Origin of the sequence: Paucilactobacillus wasatchensis, from assembly GCF_000876205.1 — a bacterium.
Classification (GTDB): Bacteria; Bacillota; Bacilli; order Lactobacillales; family Lactobacillaceae; genus Paucilactobacillus; species Paucilactobacillus wasatchensis.
In genome coordinates this window covers 1-22,288 of record NZ_AWTT01000024.1, presented here as the reverse complement: position 1 = coordinate 22,288, position 22,288 = coordinate 1, and the positions used below count along the sequence as shown (strand labels likewise).

The 22,288-nt window shown below is 40.5% G+C and carries 18 protein-coding genes and 1 pseudogene; 12 read left to right on the top strand and 7 right to left on the bottom strand.

The window, feature by feature from the left end:
* From WDC_RS05410 to yjeM, 3 genes and pseudogenes are all read left to right on the top strand, one after another.
* The gene (locus WDC_RS05410) at window positions 1-1,257 is read left to right on the top strand and encodes a M20/M25/M40 family metallo-hydrolase (protein ID WP_044010858.1); all 1,257 of its coding nucleotides are present in this window, start codon (window positions 1-3) and stop codon (window positions 1,255-1,257) included.
* A gap of 492 nt (window positions 1,258-1,749) precedes the next feature.
* Window positions 1,750-3,041, top strand: a pseudogene (hisD, locus tag WDC_RS05405) (histidinol dehydrogenase).
* 21 nt (window positions 3,042-3,062) lie between these two features.
* On the top strand, window positions 3,063-4,592 hold the full coding sequence (yjeM, locus tag WDC_RS05400) for a glutamate/gamma-aminobutyrate family transporter YjeM (RefSeq protein WP_044010857.1): 1,530 nt from the start codon (window positions 3,063-3,065) through the stop codon (window positions 4,590-4,592).
* 93 nt (window positions 4,593-4,685) lie between these two features.
* Here the strand turns inward: yjeM and WDC_RS05395 are convergent, their stop codons facing one another.
* The 3 genes from WDC_RS05395 to WDC_RS05385 are packed head-to-tail and all read right to left on the bottom strand — an operon-like array spanning window position 4,686 to window position 6,797.
* Complete coding sequence (locus WDC_RS05395; protein ID WP_044010856.1) at window positions 4,686-5,330, bottom strand: DUF7004 family protein; 645 nt, start codon at window positions 5,328-5,330, stop codon at window positions 4,686-4,688.
* Complete coding sequence (locus WDC_RS05390; RefSeq protein ID WP_052497808.1) at window positions 5,327-5,932, bottom strand: hypothetical protein; 606 nt, start codon at window positions 5,930-5,932, stop codon at window positions 5,327-5,329. Before WDC_RS05390 ends, WDC_RS05395 begins: the two co-directional genes overlap by 4 nt.
* Window positions 5,933-5,948: 16 nt before the next feature.
* Window positions 5,949-6,797 carry a DNA adenine methylase gene (locus WDC_RS05385; RefSeq protein ID WP_044010854.1) on the bottom strand — a complete coding sequence of 283 codons (849 nt, stop codon included), beginning with the start codon at window positions 6,795-6,797 and terminating at the stop codon, window positions 5,949-5,951.
* Window positions 6,798-7,153: 356 nt separating this feature from the next.
* Between WDC_RS05385 and WDC_RS05380 the strand changes: the two genes are divergently transcribed.
* On the top strand, window positions 7,154-7,363 hold the full coding sequence (locus WDC_RS05380; RefSeq protein ID WP_044010853.1) for a hypothetical protein: 210 nt from the start codon (window positions 7,154-7,156) through the stop codon (window positions 7,361-7,363).
* Window positions 7,364-7,448: 85 nt separating this feature from the next.
* Here WDC_RS05380 and WDC_RS05375 read toward each other — a convergent pair whose 3' ends face one another.
* On the bottom strand, window positions 7,449-9,221 hold the full coding sequence (locus WDC_RS05375) for a hypothetical protein (protein ID WP_052497807.1): 1,773 nt from the start codon (window positions 9,219-9,221) through the stop codon (window positions 7,449-7,451).
* A gap of 155 nt (window positions 9,222-9,376) precedes the next feature.
* On the opposite strand from WDC_RS05375, the gene WDC_RS05370 reads away from it, so the two are divergent.
* The 7 genes from WDC_RS05370 (at window position 9,377) to WDC_RS05345 (ending at window position 15,783) form a co-directional block, all read left to right on the top strand.
* Entirely contained in the window at window positions 9,377-10,117 is a 741-nt protein-coding gene (locus WDC_RS05370) for a glucose 1-dehydrogenase (protein WP_044010852.1), read from the top strand.
* Between the two features lie 164 nt (window positions 10,118-10,281).
* Complete coding sequence (locus WDC_RS05365) at window positions 10,282-10,518, top strand: cytochrome b5 domain-containing protein (protein ID WP_044010851.1); 237 nt, start codon at window positions 10,282-10,284, stop codon at window positions 10,516-10,518.
* A 99-nt stretch (window positions 10,519-10,617) separates the two neighbouring features.
* The gene (locus tag WDC_RS09405) at window positions 10,618-11,004 is read left to right on the top strand and encodes a LysR family transcriptional regulator (protein ID WP_082040929.1); all 387 of its coding nucleotides are present in this window, start codon (window positions 10,618-10,620) and stop codon (window positions 11,002-11,004) included.
* Between the two features lie 21 nt (window positions 11,005-11,025).
* A complete protein-coding gene (locus WDC_RS09400; RefSeq protein WP_082040928.1) occupies window positions 11,026-11,523 on the top strand; it encodes a LysR family transcriptional regulator substrate-binding protein in 498 nt (165 codons plus the stop codon).
* 108 nt (window positions 11,524-11,631) lie between these two features.
* On the top strand, window positions 11,632-13,107 hold the full coding sequence (locus tag WDC_RS05355) for a UbiD family decarboxylase (RefSeq protein ID WP_044010849.1): 1,476 nt from the start codon (window positions 11,632-11,634) through the stop codon (window positions 13,105-13,107).
* Window positions 13,108-13,208: 101 nt separating this feature from the next.
* Window positions 13,209-14,585 carry an SLC13 family permease gene (locus WDC_RS05350; protein WP_044010848.1) on the top strand — a complete coding sequence of 459 codons (1,377 nt, stop codon included), beginning with the start codon at window positions 13,209-13,211 and terminating at the stop codon, window positions 14,583-14,585.
* A 247-nt stretch (window positions 14,586-14,832) separates the two neighbouring features.
* Entirely contained in the window at window positions 14,833-15,783 is a 951-nt protein-coding gene (locus WDC_RS05345; RefSeq protein WP_044010846.1) for an alpha/beta hydrolase, read from the top strand.
* Here the strand turns inward: WDC_RS05345 and WDC_RS05340 are convergent.
* The 3 genes from WDC_RS05340 to WDC_RS05330 are packed head-to-tail and all read right to left on the bottom strand — an operon-like array spanning window position 15,780 to window position 19,843.
* Window positions 15,780-16,598 carry a Cof-type HAD-IIB family hydrolase gene (locus WDC_RS05340; protein ID WP_044010845.1) on the bottom strand — a complete coding sequence of 273 codons (819 nt, stop codon included), beginning with the start codon at window positions 16,596-16,598 and terminating at the stop codon, window positions 15,780-15,782. The genes WDC_RS05345 and WDC_RS05340 overlap by 4 nt on opposite strands.
* A 19-nt stretch (window positions 16,599-16,617) precedes the next feature.
* A complete protein-coding gene (locus WDC_RS05335) occupies window positions 16,618-19,110 on the bottom strand; it encodes an ABC transporter permease (protein ID WP_044010844.1) in 2,493 nt (830 codons plus the stop codon).
* Between the two features lie 28 nt (window positions 19,111-19,138).
* A complete protein-coding gene (locus WDC_RS05330) occupies window positions 19,139-19,843 on the bottom strand; it encodes an ABC transporter ATP-binding protein (RefSeq protein WP_044010870.1) in 705 nt (234 codons plus the stop codon).
* Between the two features lie 311 nt (window positions 19,844-20,154).
* Between WDC_RS05330 and nagE the strand changes: the two genes are divergently transcribed.
* Window positions 20,155-22,131 carry an N-acetylglucosamine-specific PTS transporter subunit IIBC gene (gene nagE / locus WDC_RS05325; RefSeq protein ID WP_044010843.1) on the top strand — a complete coding sequence of 659 codons (1,977 nt, stop codon included), beginning with the start codon at window positions 20,155-20,157 and terminating at the stop codon, window positions 22,129-22,131.
* Window positions 22,132-22,288: the final 157 nt, after the last annotated feature.

The following is a 22,288-nucleotide window of genomic DNA, read 5'->3' as shown; positions in this document are numbered from 1 at the left end:
ATGGACCAACAAGAAAAAATTGGTATTTTAAGTGATCTGATTGGATTTCGGACTGTTGGTGGGGATGAAACCCAGGTTGCCAATTATTTAATCAAGTTGTTTTCTGATCATGGGATCAAATCCCAGAAGGTAAAGTATGCCGAAAATCGGGACAACTTAGTGGTACAAATTGGGAATGGCCAAGGGCCTGTCTTAGCATTTAGTGGGCATCAAGATGTGGTTGCTGAAGGTGATTTAGCTTCATGGGATTCGGATCCGTTTAAGGCTAAGATTACTGATGACCGAATTTATGGTCGGGGCACATCTGATATGAAGGCTGGACTGGCTGCCATGGTCATTGCAATCATCGAGTTGCACGAGAACAACCAAGCGCTCAATGGGACACTACGTTTCATGGCGACGATTGAAGAAGAAGTCGGTGAACTAGGTTCTCATCAGCTATTGACGGAGGGCTATGCCAACGATATTGATGCATTGATTACCGGTGAGCCAACGGTGGTTCCAACACGCGAATTAAGCGATTATTTTGCCAGTGGCGCTGCTCGAATTGATCCGGATGATTTAGCTCAATTGACTGAAAAGGTGAAAACGGACCAGACTGATTCTGAACAAAACTTTGTGTTTTACGCCCATAAAGGGTGGATTATGACAACCGTGACGTCGTATGGTAAGGCAGCTCACAGTTCAATGCCTGGTTTAGGGATCAATGCCATCGATGGCATTGTTAAATATTACGAGGAAGAAAAGAAGTTTTATGCTGGCTTAACGGCTACTTCACCGATTTTAGGTAAAACAATCTATGCTCCAACTGTGATTAAAGGTGGTCAGCAGGTCAATAGTATTCCAGATGTGGCCACACTACAGGCTAAAATTAGAACCATTCCAGAAGCTAGTAATGATTGGATTATTGAACAGTTGCAACAAATTATTAACCGCTTGAACGAGGATCCAAAAACTAATTTGAAATTAGAATACGATTCTAAATTACCAGTTTTGAGCGATGCTAATAGTAAATTAGTCCAGGTAATTCGTAAGGTAACGAAAGATACAATTGCAGAGCCGTTACCAGCCATTCCATTGGCGGTTTCGTTAGGAACAGATGCCTCTGAATTGAGTCAAGGCAACGATCATATGCAAATTGCAATCATAGGCCCTGGCAATAATACGGCACACCAGGCCAACGAATACGTGACCAAAAAGATGTATTTTGAGATTATCGATACTTATGAGGCCGTGGCGCGAGAATATTTGAAATAGGTTGGTTTATTAAAAATATTTAATCATGACAAACGTTAATTTACAGGTGTTTGAATAGGATGGTACTAATCTAATTTTAATTTTATCGTTGACAAATAAATGCGTCAGTTGTATTGTATTCAACAACTTAATAACTCATTAACGATTTTGACCAGAATAGTAGCTGCTAGTTATTTTTCAGCGAGTCATCTGATAGTGCGAGGATGATGGATAACAACAGTGAATCACATCTGGGATTATATCGGTTAGCTGAACAAATTATTTTACTAAGCTGGCCCGCTATCTCGAAGCGTTATCACGGTTGCTCCAACTGTTCTCATTTTTTAATGACGACTAGCTTGGTAGCAACGTGAGGTTGGCATCGTAAGGTGACAACAAATCGAGGTGGAACCACGAGTGAAATCGTCCCCGAAGATTATCAATACTGATAGTCTTCGGGGATTTTTTTTGGTTCAAATGAATAATGGGCAAAAACTACAAGGAGGATTTATGATGAAAATTTTACAAGAAAGTTTAGCTGATACAGTGGCATATGTTACAAAAAGAAGTGCAGTGGCTGCGGGTACGCCAGAAGTGGAACAAGCAGTGACAGCGATTATTCAAAATGTTCGTGATAACGGTGACCAAGCAATCCGAGAATATGAAAAAAAGTTTGATGACGTTGAATTAAACGAATTAAAGGTTCCACAATCGGCACTGGAAGAAGCCTATCAAAATGCACCGCAGGATTTGCTAGATGCACTAGAGTTAGCCAAAAGAAATATTACCAGTTACCACGAAAAAGAAAAACAACGTGGTTTTGTTGATACAGAGCAACCTGGTGTCATGAGAGGCGAGCGGATTACACCACTGGCAGCTGTTGGTGTTTATGTACCGGGTGGCACCGCAGCCTATCCTTCATCCATTCTGATGAACGTTTTGCCAGCTAAGATTGCTGGTGTTAAACGAATTGCACTGGTGACGCCACCACAAAAAGATGGTCTTAATCAATCAGTTTTGGCAGCTGCTAAGATTGCTGGTGTTACTGAAATTTATCAAGTCGGTGGTGCTCAGGCAATTGCAGCACTGGCCTATGGCACAGAGTCGATTCCCCGAGTTGATAAGATTACAGGACCAGGTAATATTTTTGTTGCAACCGCCAAAAAACAAGTTTTTGGTCAAGTAAGTATTGATATGATTGCGGGTCCCTCAGAAATTGGTGTAATTGCTGATGACTCAGCCGATGTTGAAAATGTAGCAGCCGATTTGTTATCCCAGGCAGAACACGACAAGTTGGCCCGGCCAATGCTCGTCACGCCAGATTTAAAATTTGCCAAGCAGGTTTCTGATGCAGTAGATCGTCAATTAGAAACATTACCACGAAAAGAGATTGCGACCGCATCAGTAAATGACCAAGGATTTATCGCAATCGTCGACAGTTTGGTGGATGCCTTTACTGTCATGAACGCCATTGCTCCAGAACACTTGGAAGTTCAGCTTGATAACGCAGCACAGTACCTCAGTTACATCAAAAATGCGGGTTCAGTCTTTCTTGGCTTTGCTGCTTCAGAACCGGTTGGTGATTATGTGGCCGGACCAAACCACATTTTTTTCCAACAGGAGGGACATCAAGATTCTTCTCAGCTCTCGGTGTAACAGATTTTATGAAGCGAACCCAATTCATTACTTATTCAACAGATGCACTCGCCAAAGAGGAAAAAGCAATTACTACATTAGCTCGGACAGAAGGATTGGAAGCACATGCACGAGCAGTTGAAAGCCGTTTTCGCAAACAGGATAAGTAAAAAAATGGAGGATTAAGGCCTATGAAAGACACTAAGAAAGTATCATTTATTGCAGTTATGCTCATGATATTTACATCAGCATTTGCATTTGACAACACATCAATTGCGTATTATACAATGGGATTTTCCGGCATTATTTGGTACGTATTAGCAGCAATGCTATTCTTTGTTCCATCATCATTAATGTTCGCTGAGTATGGGGCCACGCTGCATAACGATGAGGGTGGCGTTTACAGCTGGTTAAAAAATAGCATTGGACCAAAATGGGCCTTTATTGGTGGTTTTGTTTGGTTAGCTTCATGGATGATTTTGATTGTGTCCACCGTTTCTAAAATTTGGATCATGCTGGCTACGACGCTGACAGGCAAGGATACAACTGGTAGTTGGTCATTATTTGGACTTAATTCCACTGCAACGATAGGTATTTTGAGTATTGCGTTCTTCATCGTTGTTACGTTCATTTCAACGCGTGGGTTAGGTAAAGTGGCCAAATTAGCTGGGATTGGTGGTATTGCAGCCTTAGCACTAACAGCAGTTTTTGCCATTGTCAGTCTCGTTTTATTAGCCAAGAACAACTTTCAGTTTGCAGAACCGATCACCGCGCAGAATTTTATTAAATCACCGCGGACTGGTTATCAAGGGCCAGCAGAAATGTTATCGTTCATCATTTTTGTCGTGTACGCTTATGCCGGCATTGAAGCGTTGGGTAGTGTTTCAGACCGGATGAAAAATGCCAAGAAAAACTTTCCACGTGCAATGGTGGTGGGCGCCATTGCAATCACATTGATTTATGCTATTTTGATTCTACTCTGGGGCGCATCAAGTAACTGGAATCAGATGTTTAAGGGAACGAGTGCCAATCTTGGTAACACTACTTATGTATTGATGAGTAATTTAGGCTTAGTTGTTGGGCAATCGTTCAACCTCAGTGCAGCAGCCAGCCAAACACTTAGTTTCTGGTTTGCCCGTTTTTCAGCATTTACAATGTTACTGAGTTATTTTGGGTCTTTCTTCGTCATTGTGTATATGCCGATCAAATCGTTTATCTTAGGCACGCCACGTCAACTATGGCCAGGTAAATTACCAGAATTGAACAAATTTGACATGCCAGCAAACGCAATGTGGCTCCAAGCAGTTGTCATCTGTGTCTTGATTGCATTAACATCATTTGGTGGTCGTAGTGCTGGTGGCTTTTATAATGTGCTGACATTAATGGATAATATTAGTTCTACTGTACCATACTTATTCTTAGTCACTGCATTCCCGTTCTTTAAAATGAAGACTAATTTGCAACGTCCATACGTTATCTTTAAGCGCCCGGTCACGTACTGGGTCGTGACAATTGCCGTAGATGCATTGTTGCTAGCGGGAGTCATTTCAACCGTTGTCGATGGTATTGCGGATAAAGCTTATTGGGACTTGTTCCTAGAAATTGTCGGACCAATCTTGTTTGGATTAATCGGTCTGAGCTTGTATATGATTTATGAACGAGTGATGACGCGTACACCCAAAATGGCGGAGGTACCATTGAAGCAAGAATTGGATCGATAAGCTGTATCAGTTAGAATAAAAATATAAATTTGTATTTTTAGCCACAAAATATAAGTGCATGCATGCTAGATTAAATTAGCATACATGCACTTTTTATGACAGTGGATATTGTTCCTTAGTGTCATCAATTTTAACATCCATTATTTTTTTGTAGTCAATTTTGTATTTGCCCATTTCACTCATTTTTTCTTGTGGGGTCTTAGATTTGTGCTTATTTCTTGACCAATCAGCCGCTTCACTGGGATCCATGCCACCACGTAAAACTTGCATTACCGCGAGTGCTTTTAGTGTGTGTCTATAATAGCTGCGAGTCTTAGGTATAGAATTGGGAATGGTATAATGCCATTCAGAAATCATTGCTAAATATAAAACGCCAAATAACTTTTCCGTTTTCAATACTTCCGAATATTTTTGCGACAAGCTAGCAATCTTATTGAAATCTGACTCTTGGTTAATTGGATTTCCGCTTTGATTAATCGCATTTTGATAGACGAGATGATAAATGGTCACAAAATCATTTCGGACGATGGTGATGGCTGTCGGTAAATCGACTTTTGTAGAAGATGATAAAGCACAAACTAATTGTTTTAGTTTTGTCAGATAATCAATATCTTTGGGTGAATTTTGTTTGCCTTCTGAATTGGTATACCTGACTTGCCAATTATCAAAAGCTCCTTTGGCAAAGCTAAAAAAAGATCCGTCTGGATATTTTTTGACGACGCGATAGTCTACCGTCATAAACCAAACCACCAGTAATCATAATTATCAAAGAAAATTTTAATCGCATCTTCGCGGAGATTGTCGAAATAATCTTGATACGCTGGTACTTGCACTTCACCGTTGTTGTATAGGAACCAGCTGCTATTGAAGAGGGCCGAAAACTGGACGGTCGGTTTTGGTTCACTCGTCAAATGATTGAAAATGCGTTGGTACAGGCGGCGTTTGTTGACGAAGCCAAACATTTTCTCATCGACGGATCCACTGGCTTGTTGCCACTTTTTTTCCACAATAAAAATCGTATTGGTTTCAAAATTAAAAAAAGCCTCATCAGGTTTCCACCGTTTATTATTCGTATTTGATAGACCAGTGGTTTCTTTCAATGCATTATAAAATGCGTTTTGTTTTGTAATAATGCCAATTAACTTATTATCAGCAATTCGCACCACATCATACGAAGGGGTGGACGAGTTAATGACAATGTTTTTGATGGCATATTGGTGGTCTTGCAACTGATATTTACCAGATAAATCCCGTTTAATTCTGGCCACCAAATCGGTACTATTTTCAAATTCAAGTCCACCACGGTTCGTGTTGGCACCGCCAATTCCGCCTTTAATCAAAATATTCATCCTCCAATTAGTAACTAGTGATTATTAATTCACCAATTTTACCGCGTTTACTGCTGTCAGAATTAACTGAGCGACTTGCTTGAACCTCATGAAAGTTGGCGCCCTGATATAAATCTCGTGTTAGCTCTGTATCTGAGTTGCTCAACATTACTTTGACACCTTTTTGCTGCAGTGCAAAGAACAGATCTCGCAATCGTTCTTGGTCGTTCATCCCAAAACCGTCTGCCGTGTATGAGGTGAACGAAGAAGTAACACTCACCGGAATGTAGGGCGGGTCAAAGTAAACGAAATCATTTTTAGCGGCAGTGTTAACTGCATCGGCAAAATCTTCGTTCAAGAATGTGATCTTAGCCGAGTTGAAATAAGCACTGACAGTCATAATATTCTCGGCGTTAGCAATTTTGGGATTTTTGTAACGGCCATAGGGAACGTTGAATTGGCCCTTGCTGTTGACACGATATAACCCATTGAAGTCCACTTTTAGCATGAAAATCAGACGTGCAACTCGCTGAATTTTATTGAGACCGCCAAGTTGACCATTGCGATCGATTTCGCGCACTGTATAATAGTATTCTTTACTATTTTTTTGGGCATGGACAGTTAAATAATTGAGTAATTCAGTTGGATGATCACGAATAACTTCATACATCTCGATCAAAGCAGCGTTAGCGTCATTAACCACTGCATTGGTGGGTGCAAGCGAAAAGAATAGCGCGCCACCGCCTAAAAATGGTTCAAAATAATTATTGTAGTTAGCGGGCATCAAATCGTACAACTGCTTAAGTAGTTGCCGCTTACCGCCGACCCATTTGATGACTGGTTTTAGGTTGGCCTGTGTAAATGAAGATGAACTCATACTAGTAAACCTCTCGAATTAATTTAACTACAATTGTACGCTATTGGGATAGCTTACACCATTGTTTCTTGGATCAATTTGCGAGATTAAATGACAGGAGAAGGCTTTCGATAAATGACGAATTCAACTAGTTATAAAGTGGCTCTAGCAAACTTGTGTTAGCTGCTGACACGCAATATATTGAATTAAAAAAATAGGCTATACCAATTATAAAAAAACGTTTAAAACGTCAGTAGTAAACCGTTAAACCAAACTATACCAATATATTAAGAAAGTCTAAAGAAAGCGTTTTCTTTCTTGCCTATTATTCTAATAACCATTATGATTTGTTCATAACTTAATAGGGGGTATTAATAATGGAATATGGAATTAATATTTATCATCGTGATGAAATGGATGTGTGCTACATTGACTGGAACACACAAGAATGGTTTGCTTCCGAATCAGAACGTGACGAACGATTAGCCACGCTTGAGGCACAAGCACAAGAAGAACAACTAAATCCAAAGCACCGACTTCATTTGGATGTTAAAACCTATTCACAAATTGAAAAGATGACAGCCTAACATGCATCAATTTAAAAATGCCATCTAACTGACAATTGCGGTTAAGCCGAAATTATTAGTTAGATGGCACTTTTCTTTTGGTAACTTATTTTAAGTTATTGTTCACAAATTTGGTCACGTTACCGATAGCCTTGCCATTGGCCATGCGTACTGTTCCTTTTATTTGATCGCCGGCCCGAGTTAACAGTGCTTTTTGGTAATCTTCACCATCGACTGTGTACACAGTGCTGCTGCCCTGTAAGGTGAACAGCAGTACTTGACTACTGCCCTTAGTGGTGATTACTGCGCGATCAATTTTACCAGAGAGTTGTTTCTTAGTTCCCTGCGAAGTATTGCCAGCATTACTGCCGTTATCAATCAAAGCTTGCCTAAAGTTTTCGACCGCTTCATTGGCATTGTCACCAGTGGCGTGCACTGACTGATCAGCTGCGTCAATGTAGTAGTACCCGCGAAAAGCATTTGTATCATCCAAAATGGAAAGAACCCAAGTTGGCTTACCATTAATGTTGTAAATAACCGGCATCGATGACTTCCACTGTTGTGCCTTGTAGTTGTTATTGGCGTTTGCCTTGGAACCATCTGAATCCATAATTCCGTGTGTCTTATAGTAGACCAGTTTTCCCGTGCGGGCATTAATCATTGAATAGCCAAGCGCACTATCGGCATCTGAACGCGGGTTGGTGAAATCAGTAAAGTACTGTACGTTGCCTTGTTTGTCAAATGTTGAAATCACACTGTCACTAGTAGGCAATTGAATTCCAGTTTTACTTAAATACATATTTAAAAAGCCGCGTTGATATTTACCGTAGGCCTCGTTCATGGAATCAGCCACTTCAGTAGTAATACCTTCATCGATCCACTTTGGCAGGTGCTTTAACGTGTAAAGTTTAGTCGTGCCAGTTTCAGCATTCAGTGCAACGACGTGTAATTTAGAATAGTTAATTCGGTGACTGAGCGCCATCGATTTATAGGTAGTTTGGACATAATAAGGAGTGCCATTATCATCCACTTCAAGCTGCGGTTGGCTACCATTAGCGGCTAACCAAGTTGGGTGTTGTGAATAAATTCTGCGCCAGGCATTGCGATTGAAGTAGCTGGTGTTGGTGTATTTAATGTCCTTTTTGACAAAGTGTGGTTCGGCGTTTACCGAAGTGGCATCAATAATAAAATAGCCGGGGACTGTTTGATGTGCTGAATAATATTTAAACAGGCCGTCAAATTCAACAGGGGCAATATAAACTGGTTTCCCTTTATAATACTGAGCTTGAATATCGCCAAGTTGAAAGTATTGTGAATTAGGAACATCACTCATATTTTTATTCATCCGATTTTTAACTGTTTTAGGCGATAATGCCACGGGTGTGACCCCCTTTTTAAAGGTTGGTGCTGATTCACTCGCAATTTTGGTAGATTTAATACTATTTGCAACTGGTTTAACAGAAAGGTACGAGTGAGCCTCCCCGAAACCGACGAGTGCCAATAACACTACTAGAATGGCACCACCAATTTTAATTTGATTCTTTTTACTTGAGATTCGATTAGATGAATTCAAGTTGAAAAAAATCATGATGGCGAGCATGATTGCTCCCCAAATTAAGTTTGCTCCCAAAATCGAAAGGGTGTTTCGTGATGAGAGGTAAAAATAGGTAATTAGTGATTTAATAATGATAAACAAGATCATGACTGCTAATCCTAATTGGAATGTAAATTTCTCGCCAATCGGTTGGTTAGCACTCTTTTTTTCCTGTGTTGTTTTGGCAGTTCGTGGAAAAACTTTGTTCTTAGTTGGCCAGTTAATTAAGAAGGTTAGCCAAATTAATAATGGTGCAATTAAACTTGTTAGTGTGATATATAACATTGATTACTCCTCCAATTTAGTTCCCGCTACAATTGTAGCAGACAGTGCGGGTTAAAACTCATAATTACACCAAAAATTTATGCAAATTTGATTACGATTGAAGAAGGTTTGTGATAGTATGAACTTGTATTATATTTTAACTGGAGGCTGATAAAATGGCAGAACAATTAACTGATAAAGTGGCAATTATCACTGGTGCAGCAACTGGCATTGGGTTAGGCATTGCTAAATGTTACTTAGAAGAAGGCGCCAAGGTCGTATTGACTGGTCATCGTCCATATGATGAGACCAATGAATTACTGGCTCAGTACAAAAATGACGCAGAATTTCAAACACTTGAAGTTACAGACGAAGATGATTGGAGACGAGTAGTTAAAGAAACGGTCGACAAGTACGGCCATCTTGATATTGTCGTCAATAATGCTGGTGTCGCTCCCACCCCAGGTCCTGTTGACCAAGAAACGCTGGAAGATTGGAATCGGGTAATCGACATTAATTTAACTGGGACGTTTTTGGGTGTTAAGCATGGTATGTTAGCCATGAAGGGTCGCGGTGGCTCGATTATTAATATTTCGTCAATCGAAGGTTTTGTTGGCGTGACTGATAATGCTGCTTATAATGCAAGCAAGGGTGGCACGAGACTGCTAACCAAAGCAGCCGCCCTGGACGCGGGTAAAAATAAATATAATGTCCGGGTTAATTCGGTTCATCCCGGTTTCATTGACACCAAGATTGTTCCTGATGAAATGAAACCTGCACTCGGTGAAGCCACACCTGTTGGTCACATTGGTCAACCAGAAGATATCGGTAATATCTGTGTTTATCTGGGCGGCGATGGCTCTTCATTTGCTACAGGAGCTGAATTTGTGATTGATGGTGGTTTTATCGCTCAATAAGAGTGACATAGATTAACCGTTGTGTTACTAAGAATTACTTAAAAAGGCTTTGATAACGAAAAGTTTTCGTCCAGAGCCTTTTGCTTGTGGCATAATGAAGTTATGATTCAGTAATCTTGGAAATAAAATCATATAATGCCAGTTAACCGAGAGGATTTTTTACAATGGATAAGACTTTTACAAAAGAACAATTAGCCCAATTTGATGGTCAAAACGGTGCTAAAGCATACGTTGCGATTGATGGGGTTGTTTACGATGTTAGTGATGTTGAAGCTTGGCAAGGTGGCAAACACCATGGCAATACAGCAGGGAGTGATTTAACTGAGGTGATTGACAATCAATCCCCGCACAAGCGCAGTGTCCTAGGTAAATTAAATGCTGTTGGCAAATATATTGGGTAGTAGTACGTCAAAATAAGGATGCTTTCCCTTAAAATGGTGAAGGCATCCTTATTAATGTGGTATACGGTTATTTGACGTGCATAAACATCATGCAATGAGGTGAACATCATTAAAATCGAATATCTCGAGGACTTTTTGGCGGTTTATCAGTTTAAAAATTTTTCTGATGCGGCGGCGTTCAATCATTTAACGCAATCGGCGTTTTCGAAACACCTACAACTGCTGCAGCAAGAAGTAGCCACGCCGTTAATTGATACACAAAATAAGCGCAAAATTCAAATTACGGCCGCAGGCGAAGTTTTTTTTCGTTATGCGCAAACGATGGTGACACAATATCATTTGATGCAAAATGAAATTCAGGATTATCAAGATTTAAAACGTGGTAGTCTTTGGATTGCTAGTATTCCTGTAATTGCCAATCAAGCGTTCCTGGACTTGTTTACCCATTTCATGGCGGATTATCCCCAAATTAATATTCGGCTGTAAGAAGTTGAGGGGAGAGAATTACTGTCGAAGCTGGAAAATCGGTCCATTGATATCGGAATTATTCGTGATTTACAGCTTAATCAGATGAAATTCACTGATTATCAAGTGGTGACCGCGGATGAAGACGAGTTAATGGCAATTGTTCCGGCACATTCTGACTTGGCGTTAAAGTCAGAAATTAGTGTTACTGACCTTCTTAATCAAAATTTGATTTCATTGAATCGGGGTTCGGGCATTTTTGAAAAAATTAGTGAGTTGTTTGAACAGGCTGGTTTTACTCCACGAATATCGTTTTACAGTACGCACATTAACACAATCATGGGGATCGTGAATAGCGAACAACACGTGACATTTTTGTTTAAAAAATCAGCCCAACCATTTATGACTGATCACCTAGTAATGCGCCCGATTGCACCACGGATATTCAGCAAGCTACAAATAGTTGTATCACCCAGCAAGAATGCAGCTGTGAGCCAATTATTTGTAAAATATTTTAATAATTTTAATTTTGAGCCTTAGCGGGCTCTTTTTTATTCTCTTTTGGAATAAGACGATGCGAAACTTGAATTGAACCATTTGTGAAAGCAGTTACAATGAAATTAGTCGATAAGAAAGGAAATGAAATTAATGAGTGCTGAGAAGTATGATTTGAGAAGTGTATTAGCTGAACTTAAAGATGATCCAGCTCAATATCATGAAACTGATGTTGAAGTTGATCCTGAATCAGAATTAGCCGGCGTGTACCGTTACATTGGTGCCGGTGGTACAGTTGAACGTCCAACGCAAGAAGGACCTGCAATGATGTTCAACAATGTTAAAGGTTTCCCCGATGTTCGTGTTTTGATTGGTTTAATGGCCAGTCGTAAACGAGTGGGCAAAATGTTCCACCAAGAATACAGAACATTAGGCAAGTATCTAAATCAGGCGGTGTCAAATCCAGTCTGGCCCCAGGATGTTGCTGAAGATGAAGCCCCCGCACATGAAGTTGTTCATCGTGCGACTGACGCTGATTTTGACATTCGTAAATTAGTTGCCGCACCTACCAACACACCTCAAGATGCTGGCCCATACATCACGGTTGGTGTTGTGCTAGGTTCTAACATGGACAAATCTAAGAGTGATGTTACCATTCACCGGATGGTCTTAGAAGGTAAAGATAAGATTGGTATTTATATTATGCCTGGTGGCCGTCATATTGGTGCTTTTGCACAAGAATACGAGAAAGCTAACAAGCCAATGCCAATCACAATTAACATTGGTTTGGATCCAGCCATCACCATTGGGGCTACTTTTGAGCCACCTACAACGCCATTTGGTTATAACGAATTAGGTGTTGCCGGTGCTATCCGTCAGCAAGCAGTTGATTTAGTTGCTGGTTTAACGGTTGATGAAAAGGCAATTGCCCGTTCAGAATATACGCTTGAAGGATATATTATGCCAAACGAGCGAATTCAAGAAGATATCAATACTCATACTGGGAAGGCAATGCCTGAATTCCCTGGTTATGATGGGGATGCTAATCCAGCTTTGCAAGTAATCAAGGTTACTGCCGTTACGCATCGTAAGGATCACCCAATCATGCAATCTGTTATCGGACCTAGTGAAGAACATGTCAGCATGGCCGGTATTCCAACTGAAGCAAGTATCATGCAATTAGTTGACCGGGCCATTCCAGGCAAGGTTGTTAACGTTTATAATCCACCAGCAGGTGGCGGTAAGCTAATGACGATCATGCAAATTCATAAGGAAAATGAAGCCGATGAAGGAATTCAACGTCAAGCTGCATTATTGGCATTTTCAGCGTTCAAGGAATTGAAGACTGTTATTCTAGTTGACGAAGATGTGGATATTTCGGATATGAATGATGTGATCTGGACGATTAACACACGTTTCCAAGCTGACCAAGATATTATGGTCTTACCGGGAATGCGTAATCATCCACTTGACCCATCCGAACGACCAGAATACGATCCTAAATCAATTCGCTTCCGTGGAATGTCATCGAAGCTAGTAATTGATGGAACGGTTCCATTTGATATGAAAGACCAGTTTGAACGAGCTCAATTTAAGAAAGTTGACGACTGGGAAAAGTATCTTAAATAACATTTGATTATGAATTGAAGAGCGCGAGCAACGATTGCTCGTTCCCGCGTTCTTTTTTTATTGCCATTTTTAAGTTTAAATGATATTCGGAGGAACTGATCGTGAAAAAAAGGACAATTGGCTTTATTTCGGGAATAGTTGTATTTGCAGTGATATATTTATTACCACTGAGCAGTATTTCGGCTAAAGGACAATTAGACCTGGCATTAACATTGATGACGGTTGTTTGGTGGGCAATGCAAGTTGCTCAACCAGCCTTTGTCGGTGGTATTTACATGATGCTATTGATTATCTTAAATGTTGCAACTCCCGTTCAGGTATTTTCAACATCTTGGACTGGTTCGACCATGTGGTTGGTAATGGGTGCCTATTTAATTGCTGGTGCTGTGCGAGATTCTGGTTTTGGTGAACGAATTGCTTATTCATTCATTATCAGATTCGTGCGCTCGTGGAATGGAATCATTGTTTCTATTTTCGTTTTGACCGGTATTTTAGCGCTCTTAATTCCACATCCATGGCCACGTGCATTTTTGATCATGTCCGTGATGGGCGTGGTGGCCGAAAGTGCGAATATGCCGGCGGAAGATCGGCGTAAAATTGGACTGGCTGTCTTTGCAGCTGCATGTCCATTATCAGGAATGTTTCTAACTGGTGATTCAACGTTGAACCCACTAGCTGTGGCAGATTCTGGTGTTAAAACTACTTTCGTTAAGTACTTTATCTACATGGGTGTGCCAATGATTATTGCAGCAATCTTAACAATGCTGTTATTCATGGCCATCTTCAAGCCAACAAAGCCCGTTGAAATTAACTTTGACGTGCTGCGTGAAAAGCAACAAGCACTTGGCAAGATGTCGGTGACTGAGAAACGAACAGTTATTTGGTTAGCGATTGCCATCATTTTGTGGTTGACAAGTGGTGTTACTGGTATCGATGTTGGTTGGATTACGTTTATCGTTGCATTGCTGATGAGTATGCCAGTGATTGGTGAAGTTTTAACTGCTAAATCATGGGGCGGCGTACCCGTTAACGTGTTGGTGTTCTTGACATCTGCCATGGCACTTGGTGATGTTGGTGGTGACACCGGAATGAATAAGTGGATTGCCAATACACTGTTGCCATCGTCAATGCCACACAACATCTTCTTGTTGGCACTCCTAATTACGGTCTTTGCAATCTTTATCCATATGTTTATGGGTTCAGTTATTGCCGTAATGGGTGTAACAATTCCAGCCATCTTGGCTGCTACTTCACACCTAGGTGTTAGTCCATTGGCAATTTCATTATTGATCTTCTCAGTAGTTAACCTCCACTATATTTTGCCATTCCATAACTTGGCAATTTTAGTTGGTAACGAGCCAGAAACTGGTGGTTATACTCAAAAAGAAGTAATGAAGTTAGGAATCCCACTAACTGGAGTAATGTTCATTGTAGCAATCGTAATGACATTGTGGTTCCATTTATTGGGACTAATGTAGAGTGTAAACCAGGCCGTTAAGATATCGTAGGCTAAGTTAAAAATTGGGCATACTAAATTCGTATTTTGAATTTAGTATGCCCAATTTTTAGCTTAGCCCTAGATATCTGGCCTGATTTACACGTTTAACCAATTGAAATAAAAGGAATGGTAGTAAAAAAAGATCTAATCAAAACCTTTCGCTTAACATTTTAACAATAAAAGCGTTAAACTAGATCGCAAGCATAAGAACGATGGGAAGCGATTAAATGAAAAAATTAACAGCAATGAGTCTGACAATGCCAGCAGTAGTGGCCGCTGGAACGGACGAAATGGTACGTCATCTGTATAAGTTTGCCTTTAACCGAGTTGATGAAGTTCCTGAAACCTCAGCTGAAAAGCAAAAATACGCCGATGATTATTATTCTTACGTGAATTGGCTTCACGACCAGCCGACGGAAATGTGGCAGCTACACCAAATGGAACCGAAACATCGTTTAATTGCGACTTATTTGGCGGCAGAAGAACCCACCACCGACACAGTGATTATTGCTCACGGTTACAAGGGTAATGGTGAAACAATGGCTAACTATGCCAAAATGTTCCATGAACTGGGTTATAACGTGTTATTACCAGATGATCGGGCGCACGGTAAATCAGCCGGTAAGTATATTACATTTGGCTGGTTGGACCGGTTAGATTATCTAGAATGGATTCAAAAAATTATCAACACAGTTGGAACAGATTCCCGGATCACCTTATTTGGTGTATCAATGGGTGGCGCGACAGTTGAAATGCTCAGTGGTGAAAAATTACCCGAGCAGGTTCGCTGCATCATCGCTGATTGCGGTTATTCGAATATTAATGATGAAATGAGCTACCTGCTTAAAAAGACATTTCACCTGCCAAAATATCCATTTGTACCGGCGGTTGATTTTTTGAATCGCCAGCGCCAGGGGTTTGATTTAAAACAGGTTTCGTCGGTTGAACAATTAAAACATAATCGTTTACCCATTTTATTTATTCACGGACAAAAGGATGCTTATGTGCCGGTAGAAATGTTAATAGATAATTATGCTGCTACTAAGGGCCCTAAAGAAAAATGGATGGTTGAAAATGCTACACACGCTGAAAGCTTTTGGATTGATCCAGCTGCTTATAAGGAACATGTGGCTGATTTTATTAACCGTTACATTGCATATCATCCCTCTGCAAATTAATTGAACAGGGTCTGGTAGATTTCAGTAATTGGATTATCGTTATTAGTCGCCTTCAGTGTTAGCTGGGCGGCTTTTTTGATCGAATTAATACTGTTACTAACGGCGACGCCCATTCCTGCAGTCTTGATCATTGGTAGATCGTTATCATTGTCGCCTAATGTGATGACATCGGCCGGCTCAATGGCAAGTTTTTGGCACAGCTCCAGCACAGCATTCCCTTTGTCTACTCCAGTCGGATTAAACTCCAAGTAGCGGTTAGATGAGAAGGTCTGTGATAAGGGGATGGCGATATTGGCAAGAATTAGTTTTTGAAATTCAACTAAACGGTCATGATCGAGATTTTCAACGAGGATTTTGACAATTGGGCTGGTCGTGAGGCTGTCCAAGGTAGGCTCATTAAACTCGATTGTTTGAACTTTACGCGAATCGATATAGGCTTGTTCGTAATTATCAATATTATAAACATAGACATCGTTAAGTGTATAAATATGGACGCCCAAATCAGATTGTGATCGTGCTAGTTGATAAATTTGGGCCACAATTTGATGTGGCAGGTAGTGACTGGTCAAGACGTGATTGTCACTGTTTTCCACAATCACACCGCCATTATATGAAATCACATATTCGCCGGCTTGTTTGAAGGTGCCAATTTGTTTTAGCAATGGTTGAACCGATGCAAAGCCGCGTCCGGTGTTCGGGATGAATTTGACTCCTTGCTGTTGCATTAATTTAATCGTTGCCAAATCATTGGTGGAAATATTGCCAGAGTCGTTTAGTAACGACTCATCCAGATCGCTAATTAATAATTTATACATGAAAGCTCCTTAAATAACATTATTCGTTTGATTTTAACGCATCGACCATATCAATTTTTGTCAATTTAAAATGGGTAAAAATAGTGACGATAATTGTGAATATGATGGTGAGAATGGCGGCGATTGCATATCCGCCCCAATGAATTACCAGTGGAAAAATAACAGCATCGGAAGCTGCTTTTTGCAGGATAAATTCAGTTAATAGATTGCCTAGTCCATATCCTAATAAAATACCAACGATTGTCAAAACGATGTTTTCACGTGCCACGTAGAGGGTTACTTCTCTATTGAAGAACCCGAGAACTTTGATGGTCGATAGTTCACGAATGCGTTCAGAGATATTAATGTTGGTCAAATTATATAAGACCACAAACGACAACAAAGCGGATAAAATGATGAAAATAAAGACAATCGGATCTAGGGTGCTCGCCTCGCGATCAATAATTTTCTTTTGTGCGGAAATATAGGTTACATTTTCAGCACCATGAGCAATTAATTGTTTGGCTAATTTATGTTCTTGGGTACTTGATAGGTGGCTGCTTAATTTGAGTAACTGAGCGTTTGCCTGATAACGATCGCCGGTGGCTTGCTTGAATTGAGTTGCGTTCATGTAAACAAAATTACCAGTATAATTATTCGCGATGGCACTTACTTTAACCGAATAACTTTGATTTGTGGCGGTTTTTATTTTAATTCGGTCGCCGGCAGTTACGTTCAATTTTTGGGCCGCTTTTTTGGTTAAAATAATGCCATTGTCAGATAACGTCAATTTTTGGTTAGACTGACTGGACTCTAATTTAATGTATTTTTTGATGGAACTCGACTTGCTAGTTGCCAGCTGTGTTACTTGTGCCACTTGAGTGCTGCCCTTGCTGACAGTAACAGTTTCAGTGTTAACTGGCGTGGCAGAATGAAAATACTTGTTGGCTTGTAATACTTCGTCAATCTTGTCTTGTTTGGCATGACTAGCCATCATGATTGCTTGGTAGTTTGTAATATTGCCAAATTGTTGGGTGCTAGCTGCGCCGATTGAATCACGTAGACCAAAACCGGTTAAAATCAGTGCAGTACCACCGGCAATACCAATAATTACCATCCACATCCGTGATTTGAACCGAAATAAATTACGGTAAGAAACTTTGGCATTAAAACTAAGGTGGCGCCATAGTAATGTAAATCGTTCCAGCAAAATTCGTTGCCCATTTTTGGGTGTTTTGGGCAATAGTAACGTGGCTGGTTTAGCACGTAATTCTGCCAGGAGTGCAATTAAAACTGCTATAAAGGTTGCCAAAAACGAAAAGATCGTTGCTAGTGTAATTGCTGACTGACTATACAACAACGGCCGTGCGGTGAAAATATATTGATGCATTGCATTATAAACAACTTGTGGCAGTGTCTTTGTCCCAATAACGACACCCAGCAGACTACCTAAAATTGCTGCAATCAGTGCATATAGTAAATAGTTTGTGGCAATTTCATTTCTATGATAGCCCAGTGCTTTTAGTGTACCAATTTGAAGCCGGTCTTCTTCAACCATCCGGGTCATCGTTGTAAAAGTGATTAATGCGGCAACCAGGAAGAAAAAGAGCGGAAAAACATTGGCGATCGAAGTAATCCGATCGGTCAACTCGAAATATCCGCTAACACCAGGACGTTCTTTAATATTGGTAATACTGTAGCTGGTATGACTTTTGGCAGTCAGGCTAGTTAACTGACTGGTAGATAAACTCACACCCATGGCACTATATTTTTGTTTGGCAGTATTAATTAATTGTTGCGTTCGTTGTGTTGCCCGACCACTGAATGCTTTTTTAAGAAGTTTGTGGTCTCTTTTCAAAGTGTGTTTATAATTAGCAGAAAAAATTGAGTAGTTTGTTAGATTGTTAAATTTAATCCCAATTGTTGAATAGACCGTTTGTTTGAAGTTGCTTTGTGGAATGTAAGCAAAATAGTCAACCTGGCCATTGCCAATATTAGCGTTCCCACGCGTTTGGTTATCAATAAACTGTGGCGACGAAACAAAACCCACAATCCGATAGCTCTTGCGGGTTAATTGTCCCGTTTTTAAGCGGTATGTTTGTCCAATTTTAAAGCCATGCTGCTCGGCAACTTGATCTAACACAATCTCATTGTTATGGCGTGGTAAATGACCACTTTTTAATTGAGGACGATCAAGTTTATTTGTGCTTGAATAGGAGAGGGCTTGGACAACGTTGCTATCTTGTTCGTCCAAACTAAATAGTGTTTTACTAGCTTGAACATGGGCGCCCTTGATTGACCGTGCTAATTTTAGGTCATGGTTGGTGAAACCAGTGGTGAAGGTGATCGTCAAGTCAGCACTTTTTTGCTGTTTGTACAGTTGGTTGGCACTTTGGTGCATATCAGGACCAACTGATTTTATGCCGACAAACATTAATGTTCCTAGCATGATGATCAGAATAATTGCAATCATTCGTCCCTTAGTAGCCCAGATGTTACGCCACAACGCTTTTAATAATAATTTTCTTTTCATTATTCAGTCGCCTACCATATTCAGTCGCCTACCATTCAATTTGATCGATTGACTGGGGGTGTGGATTATCAATGATTTCGCGTACTTTGGCATCGTTAATATGAATGACGCGATCGGCAATTGGAGCGATAGCAGCGTTGTGGGTGATGATAATCACTGTTTTATGTCGTTTTCGGCTCACATCCTGGAGCAACTGGAGCACTTGCTTACCAGTTTGATAGTCCAGTGCACCGGTCGGCTCATCAGCTAGTAATAGTTTGGGATTTTTGGCTAATGCTCTAGCGATCGCTACTCGCTGCTGCTCACCACCGGACAGTTGTGCTGGAAAATTATCCATCCGGTTACTCAATCCAACGTCATGCAAAATATCAGTGGGATCAAACGCATTTGGTGCGACTGCACTCGCTAATTCTACGTTTTCTTTAGTGGTTAAGTTTGGAATCAAATTGTAAAACTGAAAAACAAAACCGACATCAGTGCGCCGGTAAGCGGTTAGTTGTTTATCTGAAAATTCAGCAATATCGGCATTGTCGATGATTACTTGGCCGCTGGTTGGTGTGTCCATTCCACCAATAATATTTAAAATAGTAGATTTTCCTGCACCACTGGGCCCTAAAATAACAACCAATTGACCCAATTCAATCGTGAAAGAGACTTCATCATTGGCAATGATGGTGGTTTCGCCCATTTGGTAATGTTTCGATTCTTTATTTACTTCAATATAACTGCTCATCTGAATCGCTCCCAATAATTAATACCTCCAACATACCATTAAATACGCTAAAAATCTAAGTTATTATAAGCAAATGCCAAAGCCATTAGCAATTGGTCTACTTTATAATAAAAAGTGTTTATGACAATAGTTGTAAGCGCTAGCAATTGGCATAGTCCAATAAAAATATGGGTCTTGAAAACGCTTAATATAGCGGTTTTACAGTGATATAGACCAATTAAAAATTGACGATTTTTGCTTGTCACACTGGCATTTTAACGTTACTATATTATTCATAATCATTCATGCACCATCATTTAGGAGGAAAAAACATGAAGACATATCTGCAACGGATGGGACGTTCCTTGCAACTCCCAGTCGCAGTGTTGCCAGCAGCTGCATTATTAGTCGGAATTGGTCACTATATGCCGGCAAGTTGGGCATTCGCTCAATTTTTACAAGCTGGTGGCAATGCCATCTTAACGCAACTAGCATTACTGTTTGCTGTTGGACTGGCAATTGGCATGTCCGAGAACAAGGACGGTGCTGCTGCATTGGCAGGGGTCGTAGCATATTTTGTGCCCGTTTCGGTGTTGGCACCATCATCAGTTGCATTGTTGTTGGGCATTAAAGAGACCCAAGTTGACCCAGCTTTTTCGGCGATTAGTGGTAATGTGTTTATTGGTATTATTTCAGGTTTAATTGCTGCCGCACTCTATAATCGTTTTCACGAAACTAAGTTGCCAATGGCATTGTCATTTTTTAGTGGTAAACGGTTAGTCCCAATTATGGCTTCGCTAGTGATGCTTGGGGTAACGCTCATTTTGCTGTTTGTCTGGCCACCTGTTTACGAAGCGTTGGTTTCGTTTGGTAAGCTTTTTGTTGGGATGGGCGCCGCGGGAGCAGGACTATATGGATTCTTTAATCGCCTTTTAATTCCCACTGGATTGCATCAAGCTCTTAATCAGGTGTTTTGGTTCAACACAGCCGGGATTAATGATATTGGGAACTTCTGGGCTAGTAAAGGAATTAAGGGAGTCACGGGAATGTATCAGGCCGGATTCTTCCCGGCAATGATGTTTGGCTTACCAGCTGGTGCGTTTGCCATTTATCGCAATGCTCGACCAGAACGGAAAAAAGAAGTGGCCAGTTTAATGATGGCCGGTGCGTTTGCGTCATTTTTTACCGGTGTCACTGAACCACTTGAATTTTCGTTTATGTTTGTTGCATGGCCATTATATGTAATTCATGCCATATTTACCGGTTTATCATTAGCTTTTGCAGCACTGATGCACTGGACAGCTGGATTTACATTTAGTGCTGGGTTAGTTGATTACATACTTAGCTGGCATATGCCATTAGCTAATCATCCGCTAATGCTGTTAATTCAAGGCGTCGTTATGGCATTGATTTACTACTTTGGTTTTGATTTTGCTATTAAAAAATTCAATTTACTGACACCAGGACGCGAACCACAATTGGAACCTGAGGTGGTTGCCACAGCCGTGACTACCGACGAGACAGATGATAAGTACACAATTGCGGCTAAAAGAATATATGCAGCTATTGGTGGCAAAGATAACATTAAGGTAATTGATAATTGTACGACACGATTGCGCCTGCAGTTGCAAGATACCAATAAGGTTAATGTTCCAGCGGTGAAGGCTGCTGGTGCACCGGGTGTTAACGTATTGGATGCCAGCAACATTCACATTGTCATCGGAACCGAAGTGCAATTCGTTGCAGATGCATTGACCAAGTTATTCCAAAAAAACACACCAATTAATACAGCAACTGTAGATAATGTAGCTGCACCGGCAGCTCCTACCAGCAAAGTTAATGCTGGCGAAGTTGATAATTTTTACAGTGTTGCTGCGGGGCAGCTGGTAGATATTGAACACGTTGCTGATCCAACTTTTGCACAAAAGATGTTAGGTGATGGTTATGCTGTGGAACCAGAAAACGGTGTTATCGTTTCTCCGGTGGCTGGTGAAGTTTTAACAGTATTTCCAACTAAACATGCCATTGGTATTAAGACGAACAATGGATTGGAAGTTCTAGTTCATATGGGAATTGATACAGTTGAATTGAACGGAGCACCATTCGATGTCAAAGTGACTGAGGGCCAAAAGATTAATCATGGAGACATGCTTGCTAACGCTGATTTAGCTGCTATTAAAACAGCGGGTAAGAAAACTACTATGATAGTGATTGTTACTAATATGCAAAATGTAGCTTACATGAAGTTTAGTCAAGAAGAACATGCTGTTGTAGTAGATGAGCAGGTTGTTAGAGTGACAACTAAGTAACAGTTTCGTGCTAAGTGAGAGCTTGAAGGAAAATGATTTTCTTTGGGCTCTTTTTTGGTATTAATAGTTGAAACGTGCTCGTGCGGCCAGATGTCTAGGGCTAAATCAAAAAGAGCGAACACTAAATTCATAATTCGAATTTAGTGTTCGCTCTTTT

Bases quoted from the DNA above. Each gene is read 5' to 3' on its own strand.
- WDC_RS05335 (WP_044010844.1), bottom strand. From the start codon at position 19,110: ATGAAAAGAAAATTATTATTAAAAGCGTTGTGGCGTAACATCTGGGCT.
- WDC_RS05385 (WP_044010854.1), bottom strand. From the start codon at position 6,797: ATGAGTTCATCTTCATTTACACAGGCCAACCTAAAACCAGTCATCAAA.
- WDC_RS05345 (WP_044010846.1), top strand. From the start codon at position 14,833: ATGAAAAAATTAACAGCAATGAGTCTGACAATGCCAGCAGTAGTGGCC.
- WDC_RS05340 (WP_044010845.1), bottom strand. From the start codon at position 16,598: ATGTATAAATTATTAATTAGCGATCTGGATGAGTCGTTACTAAACGAC.
- WDC_RS05355 (WP_044010849.1), top strand. From the start codon at position 11,632: ATGAGTGCTGAGAAGTATGATTTGAGAAGTGTATTAGCTGAACTTAAA.
- yjeM (WP_044010857.1), top strand. From the start codon at position 3,063: ATGAAAGACACTAAGAAAGTATCATTTATTGCAGTTATGCTCATGATA.
- WDC_RS05370 (WP_044010852.1), top strand. From the start codon at position 9,377: ATGGCAGAACAATTAACTGATAAAGTGGCAATTATCACTGGTGCAGCA.
- WDC_RS05395 (WP_044010856.1), bottom strand. From the start codon at position 5,330: ATGACGGTAGACTATCGCGTCGTCAAAAAATATCCAGACGGATCTTTT.
- WDC_RS05380 (WP_044010853.1), top strand. From the start codon at position 7,154: ATGGAATATGGAATTAATATTTATCATCGTGATGAAATGGATGTGTGC.
- WDC_RS05375 (WP_052497807.1), bottom strand. From the start codon at position 9,221: ATGTTATATATCACACTAACAAGTTTAATTGCACCATTATTAATTTGG.
- nagE (WP_044010843.1), top strand. From the start codon at position 20,155: ATGAAGACATATCTGCAACGGATGGGACGTTCCTTGCAACTCCCAGTC.
- WDC_RS05410 (WP_044010858.1), top strand. From the start codon at position 1: ATGGACCAACAAGAAAAAATTGGTATTTTAAGTGATCTGATTGGATTT.
- WDC_RS05365 (WP_044010851.1), top strand. From the start codon at position 10,282: ATGGATAAGACTTTTACAAAAGAACAATTAGCCCAATTTGATGGTCAA.
- WDC_RS05330 (WP_044010870.1), bottom strand. From the start codon at position 19,843: ATGAGCAGTTATATTGAAGTAAATAAAGAATCGAAACATTACCAAATG.